Origin of the sequence: Candidatus Kaelpia aquatica, assembly GCA_030765335.1 — a bacterium.
Lineage (GTDB): Bacteria > Omnitrophota > Gorgyraeia > Kaelpiales > Kaelpiaceae > Kaelpia > Kaelpia aquatica.
Map to the genome: position 1 here is coordinate 1 of JAVCCU010000036.1, position 19,833 is coordinate 19,833.

Consider the following 19,833-nt stretch of genomic DNA (forward strand, 5'->3'; position numbering starts at 1 on the left):
AGCTGAAAAAGGACTTACTCATAACAATTGGCCTGTCAGGTACTGGTCGGCTGTTGTCTTAGGCAATCTGGGCCTAGGCTGCGTAGAGTTAGAGCAGGCTCTTGTTGAAGAGTCTAACAACGAGACAAAGATAGCGATGTTAGATGCACTCGGTAAGATAGGAGACGTTGCCTCTGTAGGCGTCATTGTAGACTTTCTCGACCAAAAAGGCTACCCGTCTAGCTTTGTTGGCAGTTCTTCTTGTCAGTACAGTGCATATCAAGGTGTAGCAATCGGAGATATGGCAAGAGCGGCTTTGATTAGCATAGGAGAAGATGCTGTTAGACCGCTCAATGATCTTCTATTAGAAGATGGATTGAGCAGAGAAGAGAGAGAGGCTATTGGAGATATTGTTTTTTACCTTGAATTCAACGAGACTTCATTTGCCCCTGTTGTGAAAGGAATTGCTCACCTAGGTGTCAGCATTATGTAGCTTATTTTAAGTAGTATATTTAAAAGCCTGCCTAATATGACAGGCTTTTTTGCTTTTAATAAGTTTCTATCAATAATTACAATAAATAAAAATATTACTCTATATTTTAATCACAATTTAATCGTTGAGTCTATTGGATTTTAATATTGATGAACTTGATTGGTTTTGGTAGTGTTGTAAATCAAAGGGTTAGAGAATAACGGGGGTGTAGCTCAGTTGGGAGAGTATCTCGCTCGCAATGATATTCGGATGTTTTCATAGCCTCTTTTCTTGAATAATAAGTTCCATAATGTTATTATCTTAGGCATGGCTAATAAAGCTATCCCAGACTGGGTCTTAAAGAACGGGGATTCAATTAAATCTATCCTTGAGCGATTTAAGGAAAAGAGGATCCTCGTTATTGGTGATTTGATTTTAGACCAATTTATTTGGGGTGATGTCTCGCGCGTCTCGCCTGAGGCTCCCGTGCCTGTTGTCTGGGTAAAGAGAGAGTCTTATATGCCCGGAGGAGCCTGTAATGTTGCCCACAATCTATCTGAGCTGGGTTCTGAGGTATCTGTTGTTGGTATAGTTGGGGATGATACTAATGGAGGCATACTTTTGTCGGAGCTTAACAATATTGGAATAGATACAGGTAAAGTTATTAGAGATTTTTCACGTCCTACAACACATAAAGTACGGGTCATTGCCCATTCTCAGCAAGTTGTTAGGATAGATAGAGAGAACCTCGAGGCTGTAAGTAAAAAATCCATCAAATCTATTTTGAGTATATTAGATGAAGAGGTTAAGAGGGCAGATGCAGTTATTATAGAAGATTATGGTAAGGGGCTAATAACCTCTCAGCTTGTAAAGAGAGTAGTTGAATTGGGTAAGAAGTTTAAAAAAGTTATCACAGTTGATCCCAAGAAAGAGCATTTTAAATATTATCAAGGTATTACTACAATCACTCCCAACAAAGCAGAAGCAGAAGAGGCTGTCGGTTTTAAGATAGAAGACGAGGAGAGCATCAAGAGGGCAGGTGAGAAATTGATAAAGAGATTAAATGTCAAGTCAGCCCTGCTTACATTGGGAGATAAAGGAATCTATCTTTTTGAGAGTAAAAAAAGGCCGTTGCATATTCCTACTATGGCTCGCCAGGTCTATGATGTCTCCGGAGCAGGAGATACTGTGATTGCAGTCTTCACTCTTGCGGTTGCCTCTGGTGCAAATTTGGCCCAGGCGGCATATATCGCTAATCAGGCAGCAGGGATAGTTGTAGGCAAAATAGGAACAGCAACAGTGAGCAAGAGAGAGCTCTGGGGAGAGATAAAGAAGTGGAAGTAGTCGCTGTTATACCGGCACATCTTGATTCAAAGCGCCTCTCTAGAAAAGTTTTAAGAAAGATAAAAGGCAAGAGCTTGATTGAGCATGTCTATTCTCGAGTTAAAGAGTCAAAGCTTATTGAGAAGGTCTATGTTGCCTCATCAGATAGAGAAGTAATAGATCAGGTAGTTTCCTTTGGCGGAGAGTTTATAAGGACAGCCAAAGTTCATAACTGCGGAACTTCAAGGGTATCTGAAGCATCCTCTAATATAGATGCAGATATTATTATAAATGTTCAGGCCGATGAGCCTTTAATATCTTATGAATTACTTGATCAGATGGCAAGATATATGATAGATAATAAGGATATAGAGATATTGACCCCGGTTAAAAAGATTACAGAGCTCAGAGATATTAATGATAAGAACGTTGTTAAGGCTGTGTTTAGTAAAGACAATAAGGCGCTATGCTTCTCTCGCTTGCCGATACCCCATGACGCAGATGAGCACTACAAGCATATCGGTATTTACTGTTTTAGAAAGAGTTTTCTTCTCTCTTATCCTGAGCTAGAAGAGAGCAATCTTGATAAGGCTGAGAAATTAGAACAGTTGAGATTTTTGTATAATGGTTATAGAATAGCTGTATTTGTTACAGAGTATGAGACCATCGGTGTTGATACAGAAGAAGATTTAAAAAAGGTAGAGGAGATATTGAGTTGGGGAAAATAGGTTTTGATAACGATAAATATCTGGATCAGCAGAGTAAAGAGATTCTAAGTCGGATAGATAATCACGGCAATAAGCTCTATTTAGAGTTTGGAGGGAAATTACTCTACGACTATCATGCTGCCAGGGTTCTGCCCGGTTATGATCCTAATGTTAAGATAAGGTTGCTTCAGAAGCTCAAAGATCAAGCAGAGATTATCCTCTGTATATATGCAGGTCATATTGAGCAGAGGAAGATAAGAGCAGATTTTGGGTTTACTTATGATGTTGATGTCTTAAAAATAATAGATGATTTAAAAGAGTGGGACCTTGATGTCTCTGGTGTTGTTATTACGCGCTATGAAGAGCAGCCTGCGGCAAAGATCTTTAAAAATAAGCTTCAGAGAAGAAATATCCCTGTCTACACCCATGGTTATACAGAGGGTTATCCCAACAATGTTGATCTTATCGTAAGCGATAAAGGCTATGGCTCAAATCCTTATATTGAGACTAAAAAGCCGCTTGTTATTGTTACGGCTCCCGGGCCAGGCAGCGGTAAGTTAGCAACCTGTTTATCTCAGCTCTACCATGAATATAAAAGAGGAATTCAGGCGGGCTATGCAAAGTTTGAGACTTTTCCTATTTGGAATATACCGCTTGAGCATCCTATAAATGTTGCCTATGAAGCTGCAACAGCCGATATAGGGGATTATAATTTAATTGACCCCTTTCACCTTAAAGCCTACGGTAAAGAGTCTGTTAATTATAATAGAGATGTTGAGACTTTTCCTATCGTGGAGAGAATTTTAGAGAAGATAACCGGAGAGAGTTCAATATATAAATCACCAACCGATATGGGTGTCAATAGATGTAGCCTTGGGATTACAGATGATAAGATTGTAAGCGAGGCGGCAGAGCAAGAGATAATTAGAAGGTATTTTAGGTATGGATGTGAATATATGCTTGGCCTGGTTGATAGAGATGCTGTGACTAGAGTAGAGGGTCTTATGGAGCAAGTCGGAGTTAAAGAGGAAGACAGAAAGGTGGTCTCTGCTGCAAGAGCTGCTGCAGCTGAGGCGGAGCAGGAAGGCAAAGGACATAAAGGTGTTTTCTGCGGTGCGGCAATTCAATTGCCGGATGGAGAGATAGTTAGAGGTAAAAACTCACCGCTTATGCATGCAGCTTCCAGCGTTGTTTTAAATGCAATAAAGATTCTTACTTCCATGCCTGACAATATTCATCTTCTATCTCCTAATATAATAAGCTCTATCAAAAGCTTCAAAAAAGATGTTCTGGATGCGAAGTCTGCTAATCTCAATCTTGAAGAGACTTTAATTGCCTTAAGCATCTCTGCGGCAACTAATCCTGCAGCGCAGTCTGCTATAGAGAGTTTGAATAAATTAAAAGGGGCTGAGGTTCATATGACATATATGCCTACTGCTGGGGATGAGTCAGGCTTGAGGACTCTCTCTTTGAATTTGACAAGCGACCCTAACTTTTCACCTCACAATGTCTACCTGGTTTAAGATATGGAAAAGAGAACTATAAAAATAGCTGATTTTAATGTAGGCGAAGGTTCGGATCTATTATTTATTCTTGGACCTTGTGTCATTGAAGACTATGCTTCACTCTTAGAAAATGCAAAAAATATAAAGTCTATAGCTGAGGATGAAAAAGTAAACTTTATATTCAAGGCAAGTTATGACAAGGCTAATAGGACATCATTAGACTCTTTTCGCGGAGTGGGTCTAAAAGAGGGGCTCTCAATGCTCTCCGAGATTAAAAAATCTCTCGGTGTTCTTGTAACATCCGATGTTCATTCACCTTATGAGGTTGAAGAGGCAGCTTTAGTGTTGGACTTGATCCAGATTCCTGCATTGCTCTGTCGTCAGACTGATATTATAGTCGAAGCTGCAAAGACAAAAAAGCCTCTAAATATAAAGAAAGGTCAGTTCATGGCTCCTTGGGATGTTTTAAGGGCGGTTGATAAGGTTTATCAACAAGGTAATAAGAACGTTATTGTAACAGAGCGGGGAAGTTGTTTTGGCTACAACTATCTTATCAATGATTTTAAAGCAATTCCTAGGATGCAGAAAGATAATCTCGTAGTTGTTTTTGATGCAACCCATAGCGTTCAGCTTCCTTCAAAAGGAGTTAAGAGTGGCGGAGAGCGGGAGTATGTTCTGCATTTAAGCAGAGCAGCAGCAGCGGTTGGAGTAGATGGATTTTTTATGGAGGTTCATGGGAACCCTGAAGCAGCTTTATCCGATGCCTCTTCAATGATAGATTTTAATCAACTCCAAGATACAATAAGAATAATAAAAAAGATTAAAGGTGCAATAGATGGATAGAGATATAGTTTTAAAGAGAATAAAAGAGATATTAAAGATCGAGACCGAAGCTATTCAGGGCTTAAATATTGGCGGTGAATATATAGAGGCAATAGAGATGCTGCTAGGCTGTAAGGGAAGGGTTGTGGTTACAGGAATGGGAAAACCTGGAATTATTGCTCAAAAGATTTCTGCAACTATGTCTTCAACGGGCACGCCGAGCCTATGCTTACATCCTGCAGAGGCAGTCCATGGGGATTTAGGCAGAGTTAAGTCCGAAGATGTTGTAATAGCTCTTTCAAATAGCGGAGAGACAGATGAGGTAAAGAATCTCTTGCCGGTTATCAAGCGTATTGGTGCAAAAATTATTGCAATAACAGGAAATATTAAATCTACTTTAGCTCAGGTAAGCGATGTGGTTATAAATGCCAGAGTTGACAGAGAGGCTTGCCCTTTTAACCTTGCTCCCACTGCTAGTACAACAGCTATGCTTGCTATAGGAGATGTTCTAGCTATTACTCTCCTGGAATTAAAAGACTTTAATCAAGATGATTACGCGCTCTATCATCCCGCAGGAGTTTTAGGCAAAAAGCTATTGCTTAAAGTTGAAGATGTTATGAGAAAAGGTAAAAACCACCCTATTGTTAAAATTGATGCTTCTGTAAAAGATGTTTTAATTGAGATCACTAAATCTCATGCCGGTTCAGCTACGGTCGTAGGTTTAGAGGGTAAATTGCAGGGCATATTTACCGATGGCGACTTAAGGCGTTGGCTAGGCAAAGAGGGTGATATTTTAAATAGAGATGTTGGTTCTGTTATGAGTAAAAACCCAAAAAGGGTTAAGCTGGGAGATTTAGCTGTTGAAGCAGGCAAGGTTATGCAGGAATTTAAAATAGACGAGCTTGTTGTTATAGACAAAGATGATTGTCCAGTCGGGCTTATTGATATTCAAGATCTATTAAAAGTGGGGTTAGTTTAAATTATGATTGATGAGAGCTTAAAACAAAAATTAAAAGATATCAAACTATTGATATTAGATGCAGATGGTGTTTTAACAGATGGAAAGATCTATTATGGCAGCTATGGCGATGAAATTAAGGCTTTTGATGTAAAAGACGGCCTGGGCTTAAGCCTTTGGAAGATGACTGGAAAGGTATCCTGTATATTGACTGCAAAAAAGTCACCGCTCCTAAAGAGAAGAGCAAAGGATGTTAAGATTTTTAAAGTCTATCAGAATGCATATAAAAAAATAGATGTCTATAGAAAGTTAAAGAAGAAGTTTAAATTGACCGATTCCGAGATCTGTTATATCGGAGATGATCTTATAGATATAAGAGTTTTAAAAGAGGCTGGGTTTTCAGTCACTGTTCCAAGTGCGCCTTCTGAGGTTAAAGAAAATTCAAACTATATTACAGATAATCCCGGGGGTTCTGGGGCTGTAAGAGAGATCATAGAACTGATTCTTAAAGAGCAATGTTTATGGGATAACCTGGTTCAGGATTTGATCGGTGATTAAGAGAGAAGACTGGCATATCCATAGCATCTATTCCGGTGATTCAAAGACCTCTCCTAGCAAGATCGTAGATGTTGCTATAAAGAGAGGCTTAAAGAAGATATGCGTTCTTGATCATAATACAATAAGAGGTGGCTTAGAAGCTAGAGAGTATGCTCGGGGTAAAGATATAGAGGTATTAGTTGGGGCTGAGATTAAAACAGATAAGGGAGAGATTGCAGGAGTAGGGCTTAAGAGAGAGATAGAGTCCAGAGAGCTTTTCTCTGTGATTAAAGAGATGAAATCTCAGGGTGCAAAAATCTTAATACCCCATCCCTATGGAGGCATAAGGTATACCAAGAGAGATTATAAATTGGAAGAGGTTGGGCCTTCTGCAGATTATATAGAGGTTTTTAATGGAAGGAGTTTCTTCAATTTTTACCAGAAGAAGATCTTAGATTTTGCAGAGAGGTTCAATGTAACACCTGTTCGCGGAAGTGATGCCCATTTTGCATTTGAGATAGGAAATCTTGGTATAGAGTCAATCTATAAAGGAATAGCAGGGTTTTTTACAACTGGAATCCTCAATGTAACTTCTTCAAAAAGAAGGAGATTAAAAAGAAAATGAAAGCCGCAATAATTTTCTATTCTTTTACAGGAAATACAAGAAAAGCTGCTTCTGCTATAAAAGATTTTTTAGTTCAACAAAATATAGAGGTTAAATTTCTAGAGCTTAAGCCAGAAGTAGAGAGTAAGAGTTCTATCAAGCAAGCCGCGCAGTCTTTATTTGCCAGGAAAGTTAAACTATCCGGAGAAGATATGCCGGATCTATCTGGCTGTGACTATATTTTCTTAGGTACTCCGGTCTGGGCTCTTGCTCCTGCTCCAGCTATAAGGAGTCTGATTCAAGATCATGAAGCGTTAAAAGATAAAAAGGTCTCTCTCTTTGTGACTTATGGAAGTGGGTTGGGCAAAGAAAAGTGTTTGGATAAAATGGAGAACCTATTATCTAAAAAAGCTAATTCTGTTGCAGCTAGGCTTATGATATCTGATAAAAAAGTGGATGATAATGAATACCTATTGGATATCCTATCTAGAGATATTAAGTTATGAAGATAGCGATACTTGCAGGTGGCAGCGGAACTAGGCTCTGGCCTCTGTCGCGTCCGAGTTACCCCAAACAGTTTCTTAAAATTAACTCAGAATATTCATTTTTTCAAAATACAATCTTAAGATGTCTAAATAGTGTTAAGATTCAAGATTTAATAATCTCAGCCCACAAAGATTATAAGTTCCATGTCTTATCTGATACCATGAAGATTTTATCTAAAAATCAGGGACTGCCGCACTTAATCTTTGAGCCTCAGAGCAGAAATACTTTCTCAGCGTTGTTGGGGATATTAAACTACTCTTTAAATCAATTAGGTTTAAAAGAAGATGAGGTTATTGCAATACTGCCGTCAGACCATCTTATTTCACCAACTGATAAGTTCTATGATTTTTTAGAACTTGCTCAAAAGCATGCTCAGGATAATAAAATAGTTATATTTGGTATAAAACCCAGCAATAGTAATAGTGGTTATGGCTACATAAAGACTGAAGGTGAGAACAGAGAGCTCTTGGTGGTTAAGGGTTTTATTGAAAAGCCTGACGGCGATAAAGTAGAGACTTTAATAGCAGATGGGAACTGTTTTTGGAACTCTGGAATGTTCTGTTTTAAAATAGCTACGATTGTTAGGGAGATTAAAAAACATATGCCTGATGCAGCTGGGTTCCTAGAGCTTAGTTGGAGTAATTTTATGGATAAATTTGGCGAGCTTCCTAATATATCGATAGATAATGCGATAATGGAGAAGACAGACAACGCAACTTTAATTCCTCTTAATGGTTTAAGCTGGAGCGATATTGGCTCTTTCGAAGCTCTCTATGATGTTATGGAGAAAGATGAGTCTAAAAATGTATTATTAGGAGATGTAGTGGCTGAAGATACCGAAGGGTCATTTTTGATAAGTGAAAAGAGGCTTATATCTGCTGTCGGACTTAAAGACATGCTTGTAGTTGAGACTGAAGATGCTATTCTAATTGCTCCAAAATCAGAGTCTCAGAAGGTTAGAAATATTGTTCAGAGATTAAAAGAGGAGAAAAGGAATGAGGCTTCTGAGCATAAGACCCACTTTAGGCCTTGGGGTAGCTTCAACATATTAGAAGAAGGAGAGAGCTATAAGATAAAACATGTGACTGTAAATCCCAAAGAGCGTTTAAGTTTACAGCTCCATAATAATAGAAGTGAACACTGGGTTGTAGTCAAAGGCAGAGCAAAGGTGGTAATAGGAGAAGAAGAGAAGATCATAGAGAAGAATGAATCTATATATGTTCCCAAGAAGACAAAGCATAGACTGGAAAATCCAGGAGATGATACTTTAGAGATAATAGAGGTTCAAAACGGAAGCTATCTTGGGGAAGATGATATAGTAAGGTTTGATGATAAGTACAAGAATTTAAGGTAGTCTATTTAAGAAGAAACTCGATTAACTTTGTTGCCAGGAATTTTCTGAAGGGTTCTTTTTTGTCTCCCTTGATGTCGGTTATGAGAATACCATGATGATACTCTTTCTCTTTCTTCTTCATCTTCCAGACAACTTTACCCTGGATAGGGATTAAGATAGGCTCTTCATCGTCTAAAGAGAGCTTCATTTTAATAACAGAATTTTCTTTAAGCGGCATCGGGGTTATCAGACATAGACCTCTTATCGATATATCGCTTGTTTGAGCATCCTTTATTTTACTAGGTGCTGTTACCTCTACCGAATACTCTAGAGGCATTCTGCCATATTTTCTTCTGTTGTTCTTTACTTTCACCATAATTAAATTATAGCACAATATATTCTATTTTTCAAAAATTATTGTTTGAATTAATATGTAAAATCTCAGTTTACGTGTCGGGCTTTAAATAGTATAATCGCTCTATATTATGGTAGATGAAAGAGCAGAAGGCCGGATATCCGATGACATTGAAAGCCTCAAGAGGCAGATCGATGAATTTAAAAGGCTGCAAGGAGAGTGGGAGAAGTCCGAAAAGGACTACAAGAAGCGCACTCAATCTATATATGATGTTATCTATGAGATAGATTCAGGAGGCATCTTTACCTTTATTAGTGATTCTATCGAAAGATACGGCTATAAGCCCGATGATCTAGTAGGAAAACATTTTAAGTCTTTGATCCATCCTCAAGATATAAAAAAAGTTAGCCGAGAAGTTGTTTTGCCTCATTATCTAGGTACTGTTACAGGCGATGAAAAATCTCCCAAATTATTTGATGAGCGTAGATCAGGAGATAGGATGACTAAATATTTAGAGGTTGGAATTGTTTCTAATGAAGCCAAAGGTAGTCAAATCCGTATAATAGTTGAATTGCATGCGGCTGGTAAGTGGGATACAGATGATAAGGGTAAGAATAAGTTTGTCGGCAGCATTGGAATCATAAGAGATATTACAGAGCGTAAGAAAGCAGAAGAAGAGCTTAAGTCTACCTATAGCCGCATAGAGCACCTCTATAAAGATCTAGAGGAGGAGAATAAAAGATTAGATGAGTTAAGTGAGTTAAAGTCTGGATTTGTTGCTAATGCATCTCATGAGATTAGGACACCGCTTGCTGTTATAAAAGAATCTGTAGGGCTATTTATTGACTATATGTCAAAAGATTTGGCCCAGGAACAGAAGAATATATTATCTATGACCAAGACAAATATAGATAAGCTAGCCAATATGGTAAATTCATTGCTTGATGCATCTAAGATAGAGGCTGGTAAGCTAGAGCTGGATAAAGAAGAGATTAATATAAAAGAGGTCATTGCAAATGTTGTAAATGAAATGAAGTGTCTTACAGATAAAAAAGATATTATTGTTAGCGAAGATCTGCCCCAAGAAGATGTCTCTATTTTCTGCGATAAAGATAAGATAGGAAGAGTGCTTACTAATCTGATATCCAATGCTCTTAAATTTACTGATTCAGGAGGCAATATTAAAGTTGAGTGCCATAAGAGCAGTGAAGAGATAAGAGTAGCTGTCTTAGATACTGGCTGTGGCATAGCAGAAGATGATATCCCAAAACTATTTGATAAATATAGTCAATTTGGAAAGAAAAAAGAGATTAAAGGAACAGGTCTTGGGTTATCCATTGCAAAAGGTATCATAGAGATGCACGATGGTGAAATTTTGGTTGAGAGCAAGTTGGGTGAAGGCAGCAAGTTCTGCTTTACCTTGCCTAGGTTAACAAAAGAAGCCGTGCTTAAGAATATTTTAAGCAAGGAGATATTGGTTACAAAAACTAGAAAGAGCTGTTTCTCTATCTTATCTATTGGTTTTGACGGCGACAATCAAGATAGATTTTTGGTGCAGAGGTTAAAAGAGATAGCCGATGATACATTACGTAGAAAAAATGATGTTGTCTATGAGCTCAGCAATAAAATTGTAGTAGTATTGCCTAATACTGATAAGCGCAATGCTTTTATGGTTTTAGTCAGAATCAAAGAGAATCTAAAAAGTTTGATTTCTAATCGCATAATAGATGCAGTTATTACTTATCCTGGAGAAGCTAACAATGTAGATGATATTTTAAGTAAACTTCAGGTAATTAAATAAAATATTATCTAATTATTCGTTTTTTTGAAAGAGAGATAGATGCATAAAACAAATATTGGTAAAAAGACTAAGATTCAAACAAAGCTAACAATAGCTTTTATGGCAGTTGCTGTATTTATTGTCATCGTAGGTAGCATTACTGTATATACAAGCCAAACTGTGCTGCGTGACACTATAGGTGAAAATACTATATTATTAGCCGAAGAGACTTTACGGCAAGTAAGTCAGGATATTTTTTTCAGAATTGAGGAGATGCAAGTTTATGCCAAAGATCAGATGTTAGAGCAATATCTTACTGACTCCAATAAGGAATTCGAAGCTTTAGATGATATTCAAGCTTATATTGATAAGCATGATAAAGATTGGATCTCTGATACAGAAAGTTCAAAAGAATTAATTCAGCAGTTGGAGAACAATAGTCTATCTGAAGAATTGCAGGGAAAAGTTGATTTTTACAATAATAAGTATGGCCACATGATTTTTAGCGAAATTTTTATTGCTAATAAATATGGTGCCAACATAGCTCAGACCAGAAAAACGGAAGATTATTATCAGGCGGATGAGGGGTGGTGGCAGAAATCAAAAGAAGAAGGTTTTTATATGAGCGACGTAGTGTATGATCAAAGTTCAGAAATATATGCGATAACAGTTTCTGTAAGGATTGATTCTTCAGAGGGTGATTTTATGGGCGTTGTGAAGGCTGTTTTGAACTTATATGAAATAACAAACATAGTAGACAATATTAAATATCAATATTTGAGCCATTTAAAGCACTCCACGGTGGACGTAAAGCTGATAGATAAAAATGATAAATTATTATACTCAACAGGTGATTTTAAGCAGTTTGAAGATGTTTCTCAAGAGCTATATTCGCGGTATGGTCATATAAATAATGCTCAGCACAGGGATTACTATATAGGTATGGGAAGCGATGGCAATAAAAAGCTGTTTTCTCATGCTCACATGCAAGACTATAGAGATTTTAAGAGTTTAGGCTGGAGATTAATTGTAGAGCATAATACAAGAGAAATTTTTGCACCTGCCTATAGATTGCGGTACTACCTATCTTTAATTACAGCTCTTATGTTTATAGTAGCTTTTCTTTTAGGAAGTATTATCTCGCGCCGCATATCTAAGCCTGCAGCAGATTTAAAAGACGCATTAAGTAAAATTAACGAAGGCAATATAGGCAACGTTCCTAGAATAGCGGTTAAATCTCAAGACGAGATAGGCTCTCTTACCGATGTATTCAATAAGGTATTCGATGATTTAAAACTGAAAACTACATCAATCAATAACTTGGATAAAGAGATCTCTGTTCGTAAAAAAATAGAGCTTGATTTGCGAATAGAGAAAGATAAATTAAATGTTATATTAGATTCAACTCTTGCTGGTATTGTGCTAATAGATGCTCAAACACATAAAATAGTTGAAGTAAACCCTATGGCTGTTCAGATGATAGGAGCACCTAAAGAGGATATTGTCGGTAAGGCTTGTAATAAATTTATATGCCCTGCAGAGGTTGGAAAGTGTCCGATAACAGATTTAGATCAGGGCGTAAATAATGTAGAGGGAGTTTTGTTGAGTCCAAGGGGCGGCAATACCCCGATCTTAAAAACAGTTGGCAAGGTTATGCTAGGGGATAAATTGTATCTTGTTGAGAGTTTTATGGATATTACCAAACGCAAAGAAGTAGAGCAGCTGAAAGATGAGTTTATCAGTACCGTCTCTCATGAATTGAGGACTCCGCTTTCTATAATTAAGGAAGGGATAAGTTTGGTGCTAGACGAGATACCAGGTAAGATAAATAAGGATCAAAAAGATATTCTCCAGACTGCAAAAGATAGCACAGGCAGGCTTACTAAAATTATCAACAGTCTTCTTGATATATCAAAATTTGAGGCTAAAAAGGTTGAATTAGAAAGAACAGATGTAAAAATGTCTGATTTAGCAGGAAAAGTTTATGATATGTTTAAAAATTTGATCGAAGATAAAGGGTTGAGTTTTACATTGAAAGATTTAAGTGAAGAGTCTATGGTTTATATTGATGAGGATAAGGTAGTCCAGGTATTTACTAACCTTGTCGGCAATGCTTTGAAATTTACTAAGCAAGGTAAAATAGATATTATAGTTAAAGATGTAGGTAGCGAGGTTGAATGTATGGTTTTTGATACGGGAATAGGGATTGCAAAAAAAGATTTACCCAATGTTTTTAACAAGTTTGAACAGTTCGGTAGAACGCCTGGACCCGGCATTAAAGGAACAGGACTTGGACTCTCTATATCTAAAAATATAGTTGAGATACACGGAGGTCAGATCTGGGTTGAGAGTGAGCTGGGTAAAAGTACTAAATTTATTTTTACCTTACCGAAAATAGCCGTTTAATAGGAGGTGATTTTATGAAGAAGATTCTTATTATTGAAGATGAACCTGAACAAATCAAACTTATATCTATGAGGCTTAAAGCCAATGGATATGATGTTACATCTACTGAAGTTGCTAGAGAAGGACTGAGAATTGCAAAAGAAGAAAAGCCAGATTTAATACTCTTAGACATTCTTCTTCCAGATATAAACGGTTTGGAGGTTGCAGAGAATTTAAAATCAGACATTATAACAAAAGAGATTCCTATAATAGCTTTTACTGCGCTTGGTACTCCTGATATTGAAGAGCAATGTAAGGAGGCTGGAATATCCGATTTTTTGCGTAAACCTTATGAATCTCAAGATTTAATAGATAAAATTAAAAAGCAACTGGAGGCATAGAATATGGCTAAGAAGATATTAATAGTAGATGATGAGCCTGATATAATCAAGATGCTTGGAGTAAGGCTTAAGGCAAACGGTTATGAAGTTATATCAGCTCAAGATGGTGTTCAGGCTGTATCGGTAGCGCATAGGGAAAAACCCGATTTGATAATTCTTGATGTAAAGATGCCTGCTCAAGATGGTTATACTGTCTATGAGAATTTACAGATGGCTGGTAACACCAATATGATACCGGTAATATTTCTGACAGCCCTACCGCCTGAAGATGTCGAGAAGAAAGTCCAGGAGCTAGGTGCAGATGGGTATATATCCAAACCTTTTGATACAGAAGATATTTTAAATAAAGTAAAAGAATTAATACCAGATTAAACTTCGGAGGTTAAAATGAAGATACTTATAGCTGACGATGAAAAAGACTTAGCTTTCCTGCTTAAGACGCGGCTTGAATCGGAAGGATTTGAGATAGTCGTTGCTCATGATGGTATTGAAGCACTGCAGAAAGCTCGCAGCGAGAGTCCGGATTTAATTATCTTAGATGTTATGATGCCTGCAGGGGATGGTTTTAAAATATGCGATAAACTTAAATTAGAAGAAGAGACATCATCTATACCGGTTATATTTCTTACAGCAAAGACATTGGATAAAGATGAAAGAAAAGGCTTAAGTTTGGGTGCAGAATATTATTTTAAAAAGCCTTTTGAGGCGGCAGAATTAATTGAGACTATAAACAAAGTTTTAAATAAACCTCAGCAGGTTAGAGAGGAGATTGAGCATTCAAAAGTTTGGAAGTTATTTCTAGTCACAGATAATGTGGATGTACTGCAGCTGCTTGAACCAAAGCTAGAAGAAGAGAATTTCCAATATCAGGTTGCTCAAAAAAAAGAAGATATTTTAAGTAAAATCAGTCTTTTTAATCCTCAATTAATAGTCGTTGATGTCTATACAAAAAGCATAGATGTCTTAGATTTTTTAAAGGAAGTAAAAGACGAGGATGTTATCAAGAAAACACCTTTTGTCTTGCTGGCATCACCAGGAGATAGAGATAAATTAGAAGATTATAAAGGCATTGTTCAGATTATAGATGTAGTTGAAAATCCTTATGATATTCTAGAGTTGATAGCTGTTATTAAAGCCCATTTTAAATAAAAGCTATTTATTATCATAGAATAGAGCCTCTCTATTGGATAATTCATTCTTCTCTATTAACTCATCTATTAGAGTCTGCCTAGTAACCGCTTCTTTATTTTCATAGTAGTTTTTTGTAGCTGTTTTTAAATTAAAGATTATTAATAGAAATATTAACAAAGCTGTTATTAAGACTGATATTTTTAAAAAATTATCTTTTTTCATAACATTTAATTTTACACTGTATACATTCTAAGTCTTGCGGATTATTATTCTGCAGTTCACAGCAGCTAAATCTTTTTTTAAACAATTTATTAAATAGCGAGATTTTATTAAACATCGATAGCAATGCTCCAACAACGCAGAAATATCTACACCAAAATCTCGGTATAAATAGTGAAAAGAGCAGCGCTGTGTATAGCAATAGACTGTTAAGACCAGGTTTTGAAAATATTGAAGTTAATTGTGATAGCGGTTCTTGCCAAAAGATATAGTTGTTCTTTGTTATAAAGAACAACATTATTACCATTGAGAGCAGAATATATTTTATATAGCGCATCTTGCTGTCCAGTTCTTTAGATGGTTCGACCCTCAACTTTTTTATGTTCAATAGCTTTTGTAAGGCTCCAAAGGGGCATAAAAATCCACAATATATCCTTCCGTATATCAATGCCAAGATAAAAGGTATGAAAGTGATAGTTAGTAGAGAGATGTTTTTAATAGAGGGTAAGTTTAAATTTAATATATTAAATATATGAAGTAGAGACAGCTGCAATTGCAATATCAATCCCAGTATTATTACAACCAGCAGCTGGTATAATCTCTCTATCTTTGAGCTTCTATTTTTATGGAAGATATAGAGCCCAATCAGTATAAATAATATAAATATAATACTTTTAAATATTTCAGTTGAAGACGGCATTGAATCTATCCGGAGATCTTCTCTAACAGAGTCTTTTGATATCTTTTGAGCTGTCTTTTCGACCGTTTCAATTATAGCCTCTGATGTATAGGTTGCAGATGTAACAGCATCTATGTTGTTTATTCTATAAAGCTCTGTCAATGTTCTACCTTTAAAGTTATTAAGCCAGGGCTCCACTCTTTTTAAATAACTAGATGTCTCTCTAGGCTCAATTATTTTTAAATCCATTATTTTATAGTTGCTGTCTGTTTTGATCTCTATATTAATTAGTCCAGCAAAACCTTCAGACGATGTCCCCAGTTCTCTAGAATCAAATACATGGTACCCCTTCTCTTTTTCTTCTTGGATTCCAATAGAGGTCACCATGCTGCTCTCTTCTGCGGCGTAAGGTTTGCTTTTAATATAGCTTGATCCTAACAGCGTTAATAGAGATATTCCAAACAGAAAATAAGATGTCTTTATATAGGGAAAGGATAATTTATTTAAATTGAATATACGTTTTTTTAATATGCTAGTATTAGTTCCTAACTTAATCAGCAATAAGACAGCAAAGGTTAAAATGCTTAAGAAGAGCAGCGTTTTCGATATACCCAAAAGAGGTATTAATATCATTCCTGTTATAGTTGAGCCAATTGCAGCACCCCAGTGATCTAGTGATTGAAGTATGCCTGCTAAGCTGATCAATCTCAAATGTTTATTCTCTAAAGCTTTGGCTGCCAATGGGTAAGATGCCCCAGTCAGTATTCCTGAAAATAGAAATAGAGATGAAAATATCGGTATAGATAGCTGATTGGGGAGGTCATTTATTGCTTCTTTAAATAGATAAAAACTAAATAGATATATCAGCAGCTGTATCGATAGTATCGATATTATAATTTTAAACGGGGCTATCTTTTCAGTAATGTTTTTAATAGAGAGCCCTCCTAGCACCAGCCCTAGCATAAAGAGACTGCTTAATAATCCTATATAAATATATATAGTTCCAAAGATATTTTGGAATAGAAATAACAGTACTATATAGTAGATAAAAGCAGAAGCTCCAGAGAAGACCTGGTAGAGTTTAGCGTTAAATATGTTTTCTACTTGGGGCTCGTTAGCTATAAATTTAAGGTAGTGTATTCTTAAGATAAAGAATATTAAAATTGCTATAGCGAATAGAGGGAATCCGTATACAAACAGTAGTCTCATTGTTTGAGTAATTTTGAAGCCGCTGTATTCTGTAAGGACCAGTAGATTTAGGAAGTAAGATAAAGGTCTTTTATCTGAATTGATTAAAAAATTATAGATATTGTTTTGGAGGTAACTGTTCTCTATGAACTCTACTCGGTCTTTATCTATAAGGCTATAGAAGCTCTCAGGAGAGAAGGTGTAGTCATCTGGAATATAGGCTAGGCCTCTCTCATAGAGCTCATCGGCTGATTGAGTAATATTAGAGTTTTTTGAACCTGCAAAAAACCATAGATTATCTCCTGGAACGAGCATGATCTTTTCAAATTCCGACTGCAGAGTATGATATATTGAAGAGCCATAATTTTTTAGCTCTTTTGATAGAAAATTCTCGGCAGAAGCTATTCTCACTGCAATATTACCGCTATCTTTCAGGCTGTATTTGAGCAGTCTATAGAATTCTTTTGTATAGAGTTTGTTCGTATAAGCGCTTGATGGCTCAGGTTCGTTGATTATTATAAGGTCGTATCTATCTCTCTGTTCTTTGACATAATTTCTGGGATCTTTAAAGATAAACTTGACCCTCTCATCTTTAAATATTTTATTTATTTCAGGCGGAGCATGTTTTTTTATAAAATTGAAATAGTCATTATCTTTATATATATTGACTATCTTTCTAATATTAAAATCTAAGAAAGTTTTTATTTGATTCTCAAAGCCTTCACCAAGTATTAAGATATCTTTGGGCATATCTGACATTGCAACAAAGAGGCTTACGCTCTCTTCCGATGATATTTTATCAGGCAAGGTCTGGATTATCTCTCCGTTAGATAAGACTATTATTTTCTCTCTATATTTAGCGATACTTATCTGTTGATAGGGTGTATTGATTGTTTCGATTAACTCTGCATCTGGGATAATCTGCTTAAAACATATATCGTTAAGATGTTTTTCAAGAGGTCTTTGATAGATAAAAAATAGAGAGAATAATATCAAAGATAGAGAAGAGAGAGCTCTACCTGTTTTTGATTTTCTATAGATGCTTTCAAGGCTAACTATAATAGCAAAAAAAAGACAGCAAGCTATTAAGATTGTCGTTGTGGGGAATAGATTTATCAGGAGTAATGTTACTAAGATTCCGGCTGCCACGCTTCCTAGGGATTCAAATATATAGGCATCTGAGATTGTATTTTTAAATGATTGTTTATATTTTTTTAACAGTTGGCAGCCGGAGGTGAATAAGATACCTGTAAATAAAGATAGAGGCCCATTAAATAGAATACTTAAAGGGATGGCTTTCTGAAGAGGGAATAGTTCCCAGGGCTCTATGGATGCAAGGGGCCTAAAAAAACGAAAGAGCAGAAATTGAAAGATTGCAAGAAAAGGGTAAAACTTAAGTAGTAAGGGAAATAGTTTTGATATTTTTTGATATTTTCTTGTTAAAGTTGCTCCGATTGCAATCCACAGAAACCAGGAAGCGTAAAATATCCCTATCGAGAGTTCATTTCCTTTAAATGATATTAAGTATTCTCTTAAAAGAATTGTCTGGGAAATGATTGTGAATGCCCCAAGCGCGAAGAATATAATCTTATAGATGTTTTTTTTCATTCTTCCGAGAAGACCTCAGCTTGAAAAACCTCAAAGCTTGCACCTTCTTTATAGGCGCTGGGTTCTAATCCAGCTTTAGAGGATAGATGAGATAGAGTGGTATCTAAGTCCCAACCCTGTTCTGGTGCAACCTGAGGCAGGAATACTGCTCCTCTTGGCCCTTTTTTCATCAGCATGCCATCCTGGCCTATCACTATATCTTTATAGCTGTTTACTTTTTGAGGCGGTGTTAAAGCGGATATCTCAATTGTTATATTATCGAGCTCTGATTCTGTAACTTGAGTAAATCTAAAGTCATTGACTGCTGCATCAATCGTTCTTTCAATTACAACTTGGTATAAAGGTTTTCTTGGAAGTATCTCTCCAATGCAGCCTCTAAGCCGCTTCTCTTTGTGTAGGGTCACAAATGCTCCGCGGTTTTTTTTAAGGTTCTCAGTTAGCTCAATTCCTAGGTCTTCTGTTTTTGGAATCTTCTTCTCTTTAATGTAATATTCTAAAGTTTTACGAGATAGTTTAAGTAATGATTTTTTTTCTACCTCAGTTAGCTTGTTTTTTGATACACCATCTTTTATCTTAGAGCTATTTTCGTAAAACCCGATGGTTACATAACTTATAGATGTTGAAAAATCCTTAGTCATCTCACCTGAAGTGTCATAGCGTATAACTTGAGCCTTAGTATCTCTAGGTAACATTGAAAGCAATATTGCTATTGGAATACGTCCGCATATAGTTGCTTGAGTTTTCTGGATATATTGTAGAAAGCTAGCATGATCTAATTTTTCTATTTCCTCTACCGCTCCATAGTCTAACTTTTTTATGTTCTCTTCTATATTGTCATTAAAGGGAAGATAACCATAGCGATAGCCGTAATGAGTGAAATCAGAACTTATTATAAATATTGAATCTCTAGAAACATAATCTTTTAATATTTCAGCTGCTCGCTCTATGCTCCCCATGCTTAGTCGACCTACAACTATAGGGATTATTTTAAAGTCTGAGAGAACAGCCTGTAAAAAAGGAATTTGTAATTCTATGCTGTTTTCATTATAAAAAGCCTGATCATTTTCTTGGAATATTTCTGTCTTAAGCAGTTCTTTTTTAATCTTCTCATCTATTTTAATTTTGCCTAAAGGTGTTTTAAAATAATCACTCTTAGGTACTATAAGTTTATCTGTGTCAAATCTGTGAGCTGGACCAAGTATAAATACATATTTAATCTCTCTGGATAACAGTTCTTTGTATCCATAAGCAGCTGTCTGTCCAGACCAAGCTAGGCCTGCATGAGGCTCTATTAATGCAAT

General features: G+C 36.2%; 19 protein-coding genes. 15 read left to right on the forward strand and 4 right to left on the reverse strand.

The annotated features are described in order from the left end of the window. The 10 genes from P9X27_06085 to P9X27_06130 form a co-directional block, all read left to right on the forward strand. The coding region (locus tag P9X27_06085; GenBank protein ID MDP8253946.1) for a hypothetical protein at window positions 1-472 on the forward strand (472 nt) is incomplete at its 5' end. A gap of 306 nt (window positions 473-778) precedes the next feature. After that, window positions 779-1,795, forward strand: coding sequence for a D-glycero-beta-D-manno-heptose-7-phosphate kinase (gene rfaE1 / locus P9X27_06090; protein MDP8253947.1), 1,017 nt, complete (start codon window positions 779-781; stop codon window positions 1,793-1,795). After that, window positions 1,786-2,502 (forward strand): 3-deoxy-manno-octulosonate cytidylyltransferase, encoded by a 717-nt coding sequence (kdsB, locus tag P9X27_06095; protein MDP8253948.1) that lies wholly within the window; start codon window positions 1,786-1,788, stop codon window positions 2,500-2,502. Before rfaE1 ends, kdsB begins: the two co-directional genes overlap by 10 nt. Then, a complete protein-coding gene (locus P9X27_06100) occupies window positions 2,490-4,004 on the forward strand; it encodes a DUF1846 domain-containing protein (GenBank protein ID MDP8253949.1) in 1,515 nt (504 codons plus the stop codon). Before kdsB ends, P9X27_06100 begins: the two co-directional genes overlap by 13 nt. Window positions 4,005-4,007: 3 nt before the next feature. Then, window positions 4,008-4,829 (forward strand): 3-deoxy-8-phosphooctulonate synthase, encoded by an 822-nt coding sequence (gene kdsA / locus P9X27_06105; protein MDP8253950.1) that lies wholly within the window; start codon window positions 4,008-4,010, stop codon window positions 4,827-4,829. Next, entirely contained in the window at window positions 4,822-5,787 is a 966-nt protein-coding gene (locus P9X27_06110; GenBank protein MDP8253951.1) for a KpsF/GutQ family sugar-phosphate isomerase, read from the forward strand. Before kdsA ends, P9X27_06110 begins: the two co-directional genes overlap by 8 nt. Window positions 5,788-5,790: 3 nt before the next feature. Next, on the forward strand, window positions 5,791-6,324 hold the full coding sequence (locus P9X27_06115; protein MDP8253952.1) for an HAD-IIIA family hydrolase: 534 nt from the start codon (window positions 5,791-5,793) through the stop codon (window positions 6,322-6,324). Next, entirely contained in the window at window positions 6,317-6,928 is a 612-nt protein-coding gene (locus tag P9X27_06120; GenBank protein MDP8253953.1) for a PHP domain-containing protein, read from the forward strand. Before P9X27_06115 ends, P9X27_06120 begins: the two co-directional genes overlap by 8 nt. Continuing rightward, a complete protein-coding gene (locus tag P9X27_06125) occupies window positions 6,925-7,413 on the forward strand; it encodes a hypothetical protein (GenBank protein ID MDP8253954.1) in 489 nt (162 codons plus the stop codon). Before P9X27_06120 ends, P9X27_06125 begins: the two co-directional genes overlap by 4 nt. Then, on the forward strand, window positions 7,410-8,807 hold the full coding sequence (locus P9X27_06130) for a mannose-1-phosphate guanylyltransferase/mannose-6-phosphate isomerase (GenBank protein ID MDP8253955.1): 1,398 nt from the start codon (window positions 7,410-7,412) through the stop codon (window positions 8,805-8,807). Before P9X27_06125 ends, P9X27_06130 begins: the two co-directional genes overlap by 4 nt. Before the next feature lies 1 nt (window position 8,808). On the opposite strand, the gene P9X27_06135 is transcribed toward P9X27_06130, so the two are convergent. After that, window positions 8,809-9,162, reverse strand: a complete 354-nt coding sequence (locus P9X27_06135; protein ID MDP8253956.1) for a PilZ domain-containing protein — start codon at window positions 9,160-9,162, stop codon at window positions 8,809-8,811. 109 nt (window positions 9,163-9,271) lie between these two features. On the opposite strand from P9X27_06135, the gene P9X27_06140 reads away from it, so the two are divergent. From P9X27_06140 to P9X27_06160, 5 genes are read left to right on the forward strand one after another with little or no spacing between them, the layout of a single operon-like run. Then, a complete protein-coding gene (locus tag P9X27_06140) occupies window positions 9,272-10,942 on the forward strand; it encodes a PAS domain-containing sensor histidine kinase (protein ID MDP8253957.1) in 1,671 nt (556 codons plus the stop codon). 39 nt (window positions 10,943-10,981) lie between these two features. Next, window positions 10,982-13,327 carry an ATP-binding protein gene (locus tag P9X27_06145; GenBank protein MDP8253958.1) on the forward strand — a complete coding sequence of 782 codons (2,346 nt, stop codon included), beginning with the start codon at window positions 10,982-10,984 and terminating at the stop codon, window positions 13,325-13,327. 14 nt (window positions 13,328-13,341) lie between these two features. Then, on the forward strand, window positions 13,342-13,707 hold the full coding sequence (locus P9X27_06150; protein ID MDP8253959.1) for a response regulator: 366 nt from the start codon (window positions 13,342-13,344) through the stop codon (window positions 13,705-13,707). A 3-nt stretch (window positions 13,708-13,710) separates the two neighbouring features. Further along, window positions 13,711-14,079 (forward strand): response regulator, encoded by a 369-nt coding sequence (locus P9X27_06155; GenBank protein ID MDP8253960.1) that lies wholly within the window; start codon window positions 13,711-13,713, stop codon window positions 14,077-14,079. A gap of 15 nt (window positions 14,080-14,094) precedes the next feature. After that, window positions 14,095-14,856, forward strand: a complete 762-nt coding sequence (locus tag P9X27_06160; GenBank protein MDP8253961.1) for a response regulator — start codon at window positions 14,095-14,097, stop codon at window positions 14,854-14,856. Window positions 14,857-14,859: 3 nt separating this feature from the next. Here the strand turns inward: P9X27_06160 and P9X27_06165 are convergent, their stop codons facing one another. The 3 genes from P9X27_06165 to amrB form a co-directional block, all read right to left on the reverse strand. Then, entirely contained in the window at window positions 14,860-15,060 is a 201-nt protein-coding gene (locus tag P9X27_06165; protein MDP8253962.1) for a hypothetical protein, read from the reverse strand. Continuing rightward, the gene (locus P9X27_06170) at window positions 15,047-18,532 is read right to left on the reverse strand and encodes a 4Fe-4S binding protein (GenBank protein MDP8253963.1); all 3,486 of its coding nucleotides are present in this window, start codon (window positions 18,530-18,532) and stop codon (window positions 15,047-15,049) included. Before P9X27_06170 ends, P9X27_06165 begins: the two co-directional genes overlap by 14 nt. Next, window positions 18,529-19,833 (reverse strand): AmmeMemoRadiSam system protein B (gene amrB / locus P9X27_06175; protein MDP8253964.1); only part of this gene is annotated, 1,305 nt, incomplete at its 5' end. The genes amrB and P9X27_06170, both read right to left, overlap by 4 nt.